The sequence below is a fragment of the Geothrix sp. genome (assembly GCF_049292215.1).
Classification (GTDB): domain Bacteria; phylum Acidobacteriota; class Holophagae; order Holophagales; family Holophagaceae; genus Geothrix.
The window spans coordinates 1-11,733 of sequence record NZ_JBATQW010000025.1; the positions used below are offsets into that span (position 1 = coordinate 1).

General features: G+C 67.4%; 13 protein-coding genes and 1 pseudogene. 2 read left to right on the top strand and 12 right to left on the bottom strand.

The features are described 5' to 3' along the window. From WAS25_RS04850 to WAS25_RS04870, 5 genes and pseudogenes are all read right to left on the bottom strand, one after another. A pseudogene (locus tag WAS25_RS04850) lies at positions 1–529 on the bottom strand (hypothetical protein); the annotation flags it as partial. Next, positions 526–1,359 (bottom strand): bifunctional hydroxymethylpyrimidine kinase/phosphomethylpyrimidine kinase, encoded by an 834-nt coding sequence (locus WAS25_RS04855; RefSeq protein WP_422310386.1) that lies wholly within the window; start codon positions 1,357–1,359, stop codon positions 526–528. The pseudogene WAS25_RS04850 and the gene WAS25_RS04855, both read right to left, overlap by 4 nt. Before the next feature lie 30 nt (positions 1,360–1,389). Beyond that, positions 1,390–1,695 carry a flagellar motor switch protein FliN gene (fliN, locus tag WAS25_RS04860; RefSeq protein WP_422310387.1) on the bottom strand — a complete coding sequence of 102 codons (306 nt, stop codon included), beginning with the start codon at positions 1,693–1,695 and terminating at the stop codon, positions 1,390–1,392. 72 nt (positions 1,696–1,767) lie between these two features. Further along, the gene (locus tag WAS25_RS04865) at positions 1,768–2,412 is read right to left on the bottom strand and encodes a flagellar basal body-associated FliL family protein (RefSeq protein ID WP_422310388.1); all 645 of its coding nucleotides are present in this window, start codon (positions 2,410–2,412) and stop codon (positions 1,768–1,770) included. Positions 2,413–2,675: 263 nt separating this feature from the next. Beyond that, on the bottom strand, positions 2,676–3,032 hold the full coding sequence (locus tag WAS25_RS04870; protein ID WP_422310389.1) for an HU family DNA-binding protein: 357 nt from the start codon (positions 3,030–3,032) through the stop codon (positions 2,676–2,678). A 288-nt stretch (positions 3,033–3,320) separates the two neighbouring features. On the opposite strand from WAS25_RS04870, the gene truA reads away from it, so the two are divergent. Further along, positions 3,321–4,121 carry a tRNA pseudouridine(38-40) synthase TruA gene (gene truA, locus WAS25_RS04875; protein WP_422310390.1) on the top strand — a complete coding sequence of 267 codons (801 nt, stop codon included), beginning with the start codon at positions 3,321–3,323 and terminating at the stop codon, positions 4,119–4,121. Here the strand turns inward: truA and WAS25_RS04880 are convergent. The 7 genes from WAS25_RS04880 to WAS25_RS04910 form a co-directional block, all read right to left on the bottom strand. Further along, the gene (locus WAS25_RS04880; protein ID WP_422310391.1) at positions 4,109–4,816 is read right to left on the bottom strand and encodes a hypothetical protein; all 708 of its coding nucleotides are present in this window, start codon (positions 4,814–4,816) and stop codon (positions 4,109–4,111) included. The genes truA and WAS25_RS04880 overlap by 13 nt on opposite strands. A gap of 22 nt (positions 4,817–4,838) precedes the next feature. Beyond that, positions 4,839–5,963: a DUF4388 domain-containing protein gene (locus WAS25_RS04885; protein ID WP_422310392.1), complete on the bottom strand. Its 1,125-nt coding sequence runs from the start codon at positions 5,961–5,963 to the stop codon at positions 4,839–4,841. A gap of 127 nt (positions 5,964–6,090) precedes the next feature. Next, positions 6,091–7,080, bottom strand: coding sequence for a gluconeogenesis factor YvcK family protein (locus tag WAS25_RS04890; protein WP_422310393.1), 990 nt, complete (start codon positions 7,078–7,080; stop codon positions 6,091–6,093). Between the two features lie 17 nt (positions 7,081–7,097). Further along, positions 7,098–7,631 carry a TPR end-of-group domain-containing protein gene (locus tag WAS25_RS04895; RefSeq protein WP_422310394.1) on the bottom strand — a complete coding sequence of 178 codons (534 nt, stop codon included), beginning with the start codon at positions 7,629–7,631 and terminating at the stop codon, positions 7,098–7,100. Between the two features lie 87 nt (positions 7,632–7,718). Further along, positions 7,719–8,906, bottom strand: coding sequence for an ABC transporter permease (locus tag WAS25_RS04900; RefSeq protein ID WP_422310395.1), 1,188 nt, complete (start codon positions 8,904–8,906; stop codon positions 7,719–7,721). Next, a complete protein-coding gene (locus tag WAS25_RS04905) occupies positions 8,906–9,667 on the bottom strand; it encodes an ABC transporter ATP-binding protein (protein WP_422310396.1) in 762 nt (253 codons plus the stop codon). The genes WAS25_RS04900 and WAS25_RS04905 overlap by 1 nt, the downstream gene beginning before the upstream one ends. A gap of 105 nt (positions 9,668–9,772) precedes the next feature. Then, a complete protein-coding gene (locus WAS25_RS04910) occupies positions 9,773–10,654 on the bottom strand; it encodes an undecaprenyl-diphosphate phosphatase (RefSeq protein WP_422310397.1) in 882 nt (293 codons plus the stop codon). Between the two features lie 48 nt (positions 10,655–10,702). On the opposite strand from WAS25_RS04910, the gene WAS25_RS04915 reads away from it, so the two are divergent. Continuing rightward, positions 10,703–11,731, top strand: coding sequence for a GntG family PLP-dependent aldolase (locus WAS25_RS04915; RefSeq protein WP_422310398.1), 1,029 nt, complete (start codon positions 10,703–10,705; stop codon positions 11,729–11,731). Positions 11,732–11,733: the final 2 nt, after the last annotated feature.

Consider the following 11,733-nt stretch of genomic DNA (forward strand, 5'->3'; position numbering starts at 1 on the left):
CCCCCCCCGACGCGAGGGAGGGCAGGGCCCCCAGGACGAGGGTCACCTCGCCCCAGAGCCACCCGGGAGGCACCTCGTCACCGGGGGCGGTCACGCCGAACTCGGGCAGCCGCCAGGGGACCCCCTCTCGGGGGACCCAACCGACCACGCCCTGGCGCCAGTGCTCCCCAAGAGGACCCTCCGGCATCACCGGAGTGTGCAGCCAGCCCCGGAAGGCGCCGCCGGGCAGCTGCTGGGCCGCGTCGGGTCCCAGGTGGAGGCTCAGCTGGGGAATGGCGGTGATGGCCTCCCACCAGCCCTGGCGCGATTCGGAGGGAAGCGCCTGCATCCAGGCGGGCGGGTGGTCCCAGATCAGGCCAAAGCCGCCCGGGAGCAGGGCGACCAGGTTCATGAGGCGGGCCAGGGCCCGCCCCGGGGCCGCATGCACGGAGGCCAGGCCCTCCTCCAGGAACCGGGAGCCAGCCCAGCCGGCCCAGGGGCCATCGGGCGCGGAGCGCAGGATGAAGCCGCGTCCTTCGGTCCCTGTCACAGGACCTCCAGGGGGAGCGCCAGCGGCAGGAACATGGCACGGCCGACGGCGCCCGGGGTGAAGGCGCGGTCCCATCGGTTCCGGAGCCGCCGGGCGGATTCCAGTGCGGCGCTCAGGTCCTCTTGGCCCTGCAATCGCAGGCCCAGCCAACTGGCCGAGAGGAGGCAGCCGGTGCCCCGGCGCTCGCCGGGCAGCCTCGGGGCGGCTTCCAGCAGCTGGATGCCATCCAGGGTGGCCCAAGCATCCTGGACCTGGTCGCCCGGGGCATGGCCGCCCTTGAGCCAGACGGCCGCGGCACCCGCCTCCAGCCAGGGAGTCACCAGAACCTCGATGCTGGCGGACCGGATCGCCTCCGGAGGCAGGCCCGCAAAAGCGGCGGCCTCACCCCGGTTGGGGCTCACCACCCACCCGCCCATGGGGAGCAGATCCGCTGCCATCCGGCGGAGATCCCCGCCGTCGTGGAGGCCCACGCCGGCGCTGGGGGCCAGGATGGGGTCCCAGAGGCGCAAGGGGGGGGCCAGGTGCCGCAGGGTGGCGCAGAGGCGCCGGAACCCCGTCGCCTCGAGGGCGCAGAGGCTCAGCTTCACGCCCCAGCGGCCGGCCAGGTGGGGCGCCAGGGTCTCAAGGCGAGCCACGGGATCCATGGAAGGGGGCTCGATGCGGCTACAGCCCAAACCGTTCTGGAGGGTCTCCGCCAGGCTCACCGCCATGGGCTGACAGCCCAGCTCGGACAGGGTCAGGGCGTCCCGGAACAGGCCGGCGCCCCCGGACGGATCCACCCCGCCCAGACAGAGGGCGAGCGGGGCGACGCTGGGGCGGGTGACATCCATGGGAACTCCCAGGATGCCATAGGTTCCAGCTCAGACCCTGCGGTCGGAATCCACGATCTCGGTGACCCGCAGGCCGAGGCTGTCCTCGAGGACGGTCACCTCGCCCCGGATGATCACGCGATCCTTGCAGAGCACATCCATGGGTTCGCCAGCGCTCTTCTTGAGCTCCACCAGGGAGCCGGACTCCAGGTCCAGCAGGTCGCGGATGGTCATGCGGGCTTGGCCCAGCTGGATCTCCAGCCGGAGCGGCGTGTCGATGAAGGGCATGACCTCGGCCACCACCTGCTCGAAACTGAGCACGCGATCGCCCTCGATCCGCTCTCCACGCTTGGCCATGTGCCTCCCCAAAGTCCTGTCAAAGCATGGACCCAGGCCACCGTCACCGCAACGGCCGTGCCAGATGACCGGTCACTGCTGGATGGCCCAGTCCACGATAAGCACGCTCTTGATCGGCCGCTTGGGCTTCTTGTGCTTCGGGTCCTCTTTCTCACCGGGCTTGGGGGGATGGGGCTTGAACTGTTCGTTCAGCTTGTCCTTCATCTCCTTGGCCAGGGCCTCCCGCGACTCCGCATCGGAGGCCTCCTCCACGCTCTTGCCCGACAGGGTGCCGAGCACGATGGACTGGATGAGGCTCTTTTCTGGTGAGGGCTTGTCCCCGGCCACCAGCTTGCCCAGCTCGGTGTCGCAGAACAGGATGTTGAGTTCGCAGCGGAGGAACGCGTTCCTCCGCGGGCCCATCAGGTTCACGGTGCGGGTCAGCACCATGACCGGGGAGGCTTCACCCGCGGCATGACCACCGCCCTCCTTCTTCTCGCCTGTGTCCCCGCAGTCTTCGGACTCCTCGGCCCCGTGGGCGGCCTCGCCACCCTGGGCGGCCTCGCCGGCCGTGGCTTCAGCCTTGGCCTTTTCGGCGGCAGCGGCCTTGGCAGCGGCACGCTTCTTCAGGAACCACATGGTGCCGAAGCCACCCCCGCCAAGGACGGCCAGGGCCGCGACGATGATGATGATGAGCTTCAGGGGGCTCTTCTTGGGGCCGGCAGCATCGTCGGACATGGGGACCTCATCGGATGCCCCTTCATCGGATGCCATCCGGAAGAGCCTGAATTGCGTGACGCCAGGAGCCCGGCCATCCGATCACCAACGGAATGGGGTTTTTCCGGGGTAAAGGAGGTGGAGAGGCTGTGACAGCCGAATTCTCCTGTTTTCTTGAAAATGCTGTTGCTAACCCATGAAAAAGGAGAGTTGACAAGAAATAGGGCCTGTCGAGACAGGCCCCATCAATCCTGGAATCCGGAAGGAATCCGGACGACTAATAGCTACTTGCGCTTCTTGCCGCCCTTGCCGTTGACTTCATCAGCCAGCTTCTTGCCGGGCTTGAACTTGGCGACCTTCTTGGCAGCGATCTTGATGGGCTTGTTGTCCCGAGGGTTGCGGCCGGTGCGGGCACCGCGGCTGGCGACTGAGAAGGTACCGAAGCCGACGAGGGTGACCTTGTCGCCGGAACGCAGGGCGGAGCCGATTCCACCGAGAACCTGATCCAGGGCGGCAGCGGCCTGGGCCTTGGTGATGCCGGCCTTGGTGGCAACGGCGCTGACCAGTTCAGCTTTGTTCATGAGAACCTCCGAAATTGGGGAACTGTGTCCCCGGGTTAGAAAAACGGAATCGCCCCACATTGGGAACGACCGTATTTGCTGGATTTTCGAGCATCAGTGGCTGCGAGAGGCCCATGAAACCTATATTTCATAAACTGCACACAAGCTACGCCGCAGATGCAGCATGGTCAAGGGAATTCTTTCTGTAAAACATGGAGAGTGGCACCGGTACAGGATCTGTAGGTTCATGGAACAGCTGAATGGCCGAAAATGCTTGGGTGTAAGTGCCATGGATCGGAGAGATGCCCGTAGAACGGGTGCTGCCGCTCCCTAGGGCACGCCAGCCCCGGCCGGGCCTATGATGGAGCGATGTCCCATCCCTTCTTCCTCACCGTGGCCTATGCCGGGACGGCCTTCCACGGCTGGCAGATCCAGTCTGCGCTGCGGAGTGGCCAGGGGGATCTCTGGAAGGCCCTCCGGGCCTTCGACCCGGGGGCGCCCATGCCCCAGGGCACCGGGCGGACGGATGCCGGCGTGCATGCCCGGGGGCAGGGTGTCCTGCTGCAGGCGAACCGCGACTGGGAACCCTACCGTCTGCTCATGGCCCTGAATGCCCACCTCCCGCCCGACATCCGGGTCATGGCGGTCCAGCCTGCGCCGGAGGGCTTCTTCCCCCGGCAGCACGCGGTGGCCAAGCGCTATGTCTACCGGCTGGATCTCCGGCCGGCTGCAGACCCGCTGCAGGCCGCCTTCCGGTGGCACGTCCACCAGTCGAGCCCGCTTGCCCTGGACGCCATGGCGGAGGCTCTGCGGCCCCTGATCGGCACCCACGATTTTACGAGCTTCCGCTGCGTGGACTGCGTCGCCAAGACGCCCGTCCGCACCATCCACGACATCCGCATCGAACCGGGAGACGGTGGGTTGGATCTGGTCTTCGAGGGCACCAGCTTCCTTATGCACCAAGTGCGGATCCTGGCCGGGACGCTCGTGGAGGTGGGACGGGGCCGACGCGTCGCGGACTCCCTGGCCGGCGTGCTGGCGGCGAAGGACCGCACCCGTGCGGGAATCACCGCCCCCCCGGAAGGGCTGTGCCTCGAAAAGGTATGGTACGGGGCCCAGTGGGGCATCGGCGATCCAAGCCCCTGGGGGGAATCAAGTCAGTCCAAGTAGAAGCCCACGCCCTGCCAGACCTTGAACTTCGTCTTGCCGTCCTTGGAACTGGCGGGATCGAAGACCAGGTGCTTGGCTGCCTCGACGCAGGCCTCGCCTGCCTCCCTGGCCTCGGCAGAGTCGCCGGGGAGCCCCTGGATGAGCCGGGCGGCGAGGACATCTCCTTTCTCGCTGATGAGCACGTGGACGACCACCACCCCTTTTGGGCGGCCTGCGAAGAGGCTCGGGGCCTTCAGCCGGGGCGTCGCGCGGTTGAGGTTGATGGCCCGGGCAGGCTGGATGTCCGCGGCGAGCTGCACCAGGTCGCCCTCTCCCGGCACGGCGGCGGTCTTCAGCTGGAGCGCCTCGTTCTCGGCCTTCAGGCGGGCGGCCTCGGTCCTGGCTTCGACGGTGGCCTGTTTCGCATCCTGGAGGTCCTTGAGGAGGGCATCGCTGCCGCCCTGGTTCTCCCGCAGGGTGGCCCGGAGCTGCTCAGTCTCCTTGCGGGCCGATTCCGCCTCGGCCTTGGCCAGGTCCCGGGCCTTCCGGGCGCTGCCGATGTCCTTCTGCAGGTCCTCTGTGGCGGCCAGGCGCTGCTTGAGGTCGTCCCGCTCCTCGGTGAGCCGCTTCACTTGCGCCTGCAGCTGGGCGGCCGTGGGCTTCTTGGCGGCCGCAAGGGGCAGGGCGATCAGCAGCAGGGACAGGGCGATGCGCATCGTTCCTCCGGAGCGGGAGGTCCTAGCGCTGGAAGCCCAGCTGGTCGCCTCCCTGGGCGGGTTTCGTGGTCTTGAGAATCCCACGCTTCAGGAGCTTGGAGAAGATGCCGAGGCACTCGTTCGGTTCGAATGGGGCGATGGAGAGGATGTCCCGGATGGTCCAGAGCCCGTTCACCCGGCTGGCGAGGAAGGCCTCGTTGGGCCCCAGGTTGGTGGTCATCAACTCGTCCAGGCTGACGGCCAGCTCCGGCACCAGGTCCTGGTCCAGCTTCTTCTCCTCGAGGAGGTCCTGGACCACGGCCATCATCTTGTTCGCATCGAGGTGGCGGGGCTGATCCTTGAGGATGCGCCGGAGCTCCTCCTGGGCCTCCTGGAGCTTCTGCTTCTCCACGAGGGCGCGGGCCCGCTGGAGCTGCAGGCTCGGGTTCTCCCCGAGATTGCCGCCGGCATTCACGATGCGGACCAAGCCCTTCTCGTGAAGGTCGAAGAGGAGCTTGTTGATCTTGTACTCGGGCATCCGCATGTCGATCACGAGCTGGTCAACCCGCTTGGTACCGTCCAACCTGGCCAGGATGTCCGCATCCTCCGGGGCCAGGGGCAGCCGCTCGGCAATGGCCTCGGAGATGGCGGATAGGACGGCGTCGCCGCCCTTGATGACCCTCCTGATGCGCTTCCAGTCATCCAGGCGCCGGGCGCCCTCCAGCACGATGCCCGTGACGTCCAGGCTGAGCAGCATGGACTTCTGGTGCGAGGCGGCCCCGTCGTGGAACTCGAAGCTGCCGATGTTCCAGAGGAAGGTGTCGAAGATGCTCTCCTCCACCTTCAGCTGCACGATGCGACGGATCTCCGCCTCAGTGACCAGCTGGCGGTTGATGAGGATCCTGCCCAGCAGCTGCTGCTCGTCCTCCTGGGTAGCCAGGGCATCGCGGAGTTGTTCTTCGGTGATGCGGTTGAAGGCGAGCAGATACTGGCCCAGGTACTCCCGGGGATCGGAGGACCAGATGCTGGTGATGCGGCCCTCATGGAAGGCCACGCGCTTGGTGTGCAGTGGGCCCTTCAGCTCCAGGACGCCGGTCTTCTTGCCCACGGCCAGCCACTGGAAGATGTCCTCCAGGCCCATGGTCGCCAGATCACCGCTCAGCGCCACTTGCCGCCTCCCACGCAGTCAAGCCTACTCCATTCGTTGTCAGAAAACCAAAGTTCGTCAAAAATTACAAGGCCTCGCCAGGGCGCTTGATCTTCCTATCGGCAGGCACCCGGGTTTCGATAGGCGCTCAAAGTCGGGACAGCACTTCCCGGATGGCCCGGTTCAGCAGGTCGGGATGATGCCGGGCCATTGGGGCCTCAGGGTCCAGGAGGGGGAACCGGTAGACCGGGATGCCCAGGATCTCGTCAGACTCGGTCATAAGTGGTTCCCCGCCTTCGACCTGGTATCTCGCCAGCATGTCGGGTTGTAGGGGGGCCGCGTTGGCGATGATGGCCGAGATCCGGGTCCGCCCGAAGGCCGAGATGGCGGCCACGTGGGTCTCGAGGTCCAGCCCGGCGGTCTCGCCCGGTTCGGTCATGAGGTTCGCGACGTAGATCACGGGAGAACGGGAGGACTCCACGGCCTCCTGGAGCTCCTGGATCAGGAGGTTCGAGATGGTCGAGGTGTAGAGGCTTCCTGGCGAGAGGAGGACCAGGTCCGACCGGAGCAGGGCCAGGACTGCCTCGGGAAGCGGCTCGGCCTCCCGGGGTTCCAGCCAGAGCCGGGCGAGGGGGGGCTGGCAGGAGCCCACGGCCGTCTCGCCCACGTACGCGCGCCCGGCCATGTCCTCGGCGCAGAGGGTGACGGGCACTACCGTGGAGGGGAACAGGCGCCCCAGAGTGACGAGCACGCCCGACAGCTGGCGGATGGCCCGCACCCAGTCGCCCGTGAGGTCCGCGAGGGCCCACAGCATCAGGTTGCCGAGGCTGTGGCCGGCGAGGCTGCCTTCACCGCGGAAGCGGTAGTTCAGGAGGTCCGAGAGAGCGGAGTCCTCCAGGGTGAGGGCCGCCAGGCAGTTGCGGAGGTCGCCGGGAGGGATGCCGCCGAGCTCGTCCCGCAGGCGGCCTGAGGAGCCCCCGTTGTCGGAGACGGTGACGATGCCCGTCAGCTTCCAGGGATCGCGGCTCCGTCCCGCCTCCCGCTTGAGGGCGCGGAGCAGGGCGGCCAAGCCCGTGCCACCACCCAACGCCACCACCCGCAGGGGCTTGTCGGCATCGAGGCTCAGTGGGCCGGCCATGGCGAGGGGATCCCGATTCAGCGGCCTTCCGTGAAGGCGAAGAGGGGGGACTTCCGGATGGGGTTGAAGTCAGGCTCCATGTGCCACTGGAAGACGAAGTCTCCATCAAGGTCCACAGCCTTCTTCAGGCTCTCCGCGGCGGCCTCGGTGTTCTCGTCCTGGGCGAAGGCGACGGCGCGCAGGTAGTGGAGGGCCCCCTTGGCGGGGTGGCCCTTGATGGCCTTCTCGCTGAGCTTGAGGGCCTCCTCCGTGTCGTGGCGGTTGAGGCAGGCCTGGATCTCGGTGACGGGATCGGCGGCGACGGCCTTGGGAGGATGGATCTTGGCGTCGGTCAGGGACAGATAGACCTGGGCGCGGCGCTTCATGGACCACTCGCCAGCCGCCTGGGCGTCATCCCGGAGGATTTGCAGGGCCTTGGCGGCCTCGGGGAACTTGCCCGCGTCCACAAGCTTCACGGCCTTGGAGAAGGCCACGGCCAGGGGCGAGGGGGCTGGATGGGAAGGTGCGGATGGGGACTTGGATGCGGGTTCAGTCTTGGCCTTGGTTGCCATGCGGGATCCTCGGGATGCGTTGGAGAAACTATAGAGTGACAGGGTTTCTCCGGCAAATCCGGGTCCGCATGGCGATAAGGCCTGGGATCACATCTTGAACAGGGCCTTTTCCTGGTTCAGGACCCGGGTCGAGACCAGGGTCATGAGCCCCGCCAGGCCCACGGTCATGGTGAAGGCGATGGCATATTCCATCCAGTTCGGCTGCTGGCTGAACATCTTGCGCAGGGCGATGCAGACGTTCACCACGGGCACATAGGAGAGGAAGGCCATCTTGTCCACGCCCGGGGCCATGGTGAAGACCCCCAGGAACACCACCAGGAAGATGCCGGGGGTGATGGCGCTGCCAGCCTCGATGGTGTTCTTGGCCTGGATGCCCATGAGCAGGATGAAGTTCGAGAAGAAGAGGCCCAGGGGCACCATGATCAGGAAGGTGAGGCCGAGGGTCACGGGATTGGCGATGGCGGACATGGCCTGCATGGAGGCGGCGGAGCCGCCGCCCATGAAGCCGATGGAGATGCCCATGCTCAGGAGGTTCAGCAGGGCGGCGATGACGCCCATGCAGAAGATGTAGAGCAGCTTCCCGAGGATGATCTGGTTGCGCGGCAGGCGGGTGGCCATGAGGCTGAGCAGGGTCTGGCGCTCCTTCTCCCCGGCCGTGGCGTAGATGCCATGCTGCATGGCGCCCGTGTACATCATGATCATCAGCAGGTAGGGCAGGAACTTGCCCATGGCTTTGCCGACTTCCAGGGCGACGTCAGCGGCGTTCTTGACCTGCAGCTTCACCGGCTCGGCCAGTTGGGAGGAGGCGCCAAGCACCTGGAGCCGTCCCTGCACCCAGCTCTTCTCCTGGCCCTTGAGGGCTTCCTTCAGCCGCTTGAGCGCCAGTTCAGAAGCCCGCTCGCTCTCGTCCATGGTGACCGCGAGCGTGAACGTCTGGTGCTTCTGGAGCGCCTCGGCGGCGCTGGCATCCGCCTCCAGGGCCATCTCCAGCTTCTGGTCCCGGATGGCCTGCTTGAGGTCACCCTCGGGTTTGGCCACGCGCTCGAACAGCTTCGGGTCGGCCAGGACGCCACTCAGCACGCCGGAAGCATCGGCGACGTAGACGCGGCTGGCCTTGTTGCGGTTCTGGGCCTCGTCCCGCTTCCCCATCTTGGCCATCATGCCGAAGATGGCCGGGTAGAGCAGGAAGGGCAGGACGAAGGCGAAGAACATCGTCTTGCGGTCCTTCGACAGTTCGAGAAATTCCTTCTTGGCGATGAGCAGGGCGCCGCGCATCAGTTGCCTCCCTCGGATTCAGCCGCGAGTTGGAAGAAGACTTCATCCAGGGTCCTGGCATGTCTGGCTTGCAGGATGTCCCGGGGCGGGGCGTCGCCATGGAGCTTGCCGTCGAAGATGATGCCCACGCGGTCGCAGATGTCCTCGACCATGGGCATGACGTGGGTCGAGACGATGACGGTGCGGCCCTCCTCGCGCATGATGCGGAGCAGGTCGAGCACCGTCTTGGCGGTGAGCACGTCCAGGCCCGTGGTGGGCTCATCGAAGATCACCACCTTTGGGTCGTGCAACAGGGCCCGGGCGATGCTCACCTTCTGTTTCTGTCCCGAGGAGAAGCCCTCCATCTTCACGTCGGCGAAGTCCGCCAGCTGCAGCTTTTCCAGCAGGTGCAGGCCCCGGCGCTCGGCGGTGCCCGGGTCCACGTCCTGGAACTCCCCGAAGAGCCGTAGGAGCTCGCGGGGCGTGAAGCGGGTGTAGACCCCCATGTCCGTGCTCAGGTAGCCCAGGCATCCCCGCACGGCTTCCGGCTTCTGCCGCGTGTCGAACCCGCAGACGTCGATGGTTCCGACGTCCGGATCCATGAGTCCGGCGATCATCCGCAGTGTCGTGGATTTCCCGGCGCCGTTGGGGCCAAGCAGCCCATAGATCTCGCCCGGCTTCACGGTCAGGGAAATGCCTCGCACAGCATCGATGCGCTTGGCCGTCCGCGTCTTGCGGTCCTTCACGGTGAAGGATTTGTGGACCTCGTTCAGTTGGATCACCAGGACCTCCGGGTGGAAGGCCCCAGTCTAGGAGGCGCCCTCCGAGGGCGATCGATCCATCGGTGAACGGGGCCGGGAGACCGGTGAACGGGACCCCTAAAGGCTTCAGCGGTGGCCGAGAACCCCCGACGTCCCGAGCATGATCATCACCAGGCCCATGGCGACGCAGTAGATGGCGAAGCCGTTGAGCCGGGGCTTGCGGGTGAACCGGTCGAGCAGGCCAATGGCGAGGTAGCCAGAGACAGCGGCCGCAACTACCCCAGTGGCGCAGAGCAGGACCGGTGAGAGGGAGCCCGCCGGAAAGGCCAGCTCCGCCGGCAGGGGCTGGTGCTTCAGGAGCGGCTTCAGGAGTCCGCGCAGCTCGACCACGGCGGCGGCGGCGATGGTGGGCATCCCGAGGAGGAAGCTGAACCGGGCCGAGGCCGGCAGCTTCAGGCCGCGGAACACTCCCACGGAGATGGTGGAGCCCGAGCGCGACAGCCCGAAGCCGCCGCCGATGCCCTGGATGGCGCCCACGGCAAGGGCGTCCATGGCCCGCAGATCCTGGAGGTCCCGGCCGGCCAGATCCTGCTCGCTCTGGTTCACCCGCTCGCCGCTGAGGCGGTTGGCCAGGAAGAGCAGCGCGGCCGTCACGAGCAGGCCGATGCCGTAGACCCACAGGTGCTCCTTGGCCGCCTCCTTCACGCCCCGGGTGGCCAGGCCGAAGACGGCCGTGGGGATCATGGCCAGGAACAGCCAGAGCGCGAGCCTCCGGCCCTCCTTGTCCATGCCGAAGCAGCCCATGACCACCTGGACCAGTTCCCGCCGGAAGTAGACCATCAAGGCCCCCAGGGTGCCCACGTGCAGCAGCACGTCGAAGGCCAGGGGCATGGGACGGCCCCCGAACATCAGGTGCTCCGTGAGCGTGAGGTGAGCCGTGGAGGAGACTGGCAGGAATTCCGTCAAGCCCTGGACCAGGCCCAGGAGGATGGCGTGCAGCAGGTTCATTCAATCTCCGATGAGGCATCAGTGTGCCATGCGTGCTTGAATCTCCCCATGCGCTCCATCGACCTCCGCTCCGATACCGTCACCCAGCCTTCTGCCGAGATGCGCGCGGCCATGGCCTCGGCCGAGGTGGGCGACGACGTGCTGGAGCGCGATCCCACCCTGGCCCGGCTCGAGGAACGCGTGGCGGAGCTGCTGGGCATGGAGGCGGCCCTCTGGGTGCCTTCCGGCTGCATGGGCAACCTCATCGCGTTGATGCTGCATCTGAAGCGGGGCGACCGCTTCCTGGCCCCCGCCCAGGCCCACGTGCTGGGCTCGGAGCTGGGCACGGGCGCCTGGCTGGCGGGGGGCATGCCTGAGGCCTTGGCCTGGGAGGGCGGCCTTGGGCGTCCCACCCCCGCCCAGGTGACCCGGGCGGCCGGCTCGCCCGGACCCTACTACACGCTGCGCACCACGCTGCTGTGCCTGGAGAACACCCACAACTTCGCTGGGGGCACGGTCACGCCCCTGGCCGAGCACCGCGCCCTGGTGGCTGCGGCGAAGGCCGCGAAGCTGGCCGTGCACCTGGACGGCGCGCGGCTCTGGCATGCTGCGGTGGCCCTGGGGATCGCCCCCTCAGCCCTGATCGAAGGGGTGGACACCGTGCAGGTCTGCCTCAGCAAGGGGCTCGGCGCGCCCATGGGCTCCCTGCTGGGTGGCTCGAAGGCCCACCTCGCCGAGGCCCGGCGCCTGCGCAAGATGCTGGGGGGCGGCGTGCGTCAGGGCGGCGTGGTAGGTGCTGCGGGCCTGGTGGCCCTGGACTACCTGCCCCGGATCGCGGAGGACCACGCCAAGACCCACCGCCTGGCGGAGGGCCTGCGCGAGTTCGGCATTGCCGCCCCCGTGCCCGAGACCAACATCCTGCTGGTGCCCGTGCCCGATGCGGCGGCGGCCCTGGCGGCGCTGGAAGCCGTGGGCGTCCGCGCCCTGCCGGTGGGACCGGCCGTCCGGTTCATCCCCCACCGCGACCTGGCCATGGCCGACATCGAAGAGGCTCTGAGCCGCATCGAGCCGCTGGCGCCGGTCCTTCGCGGAGCCTGACC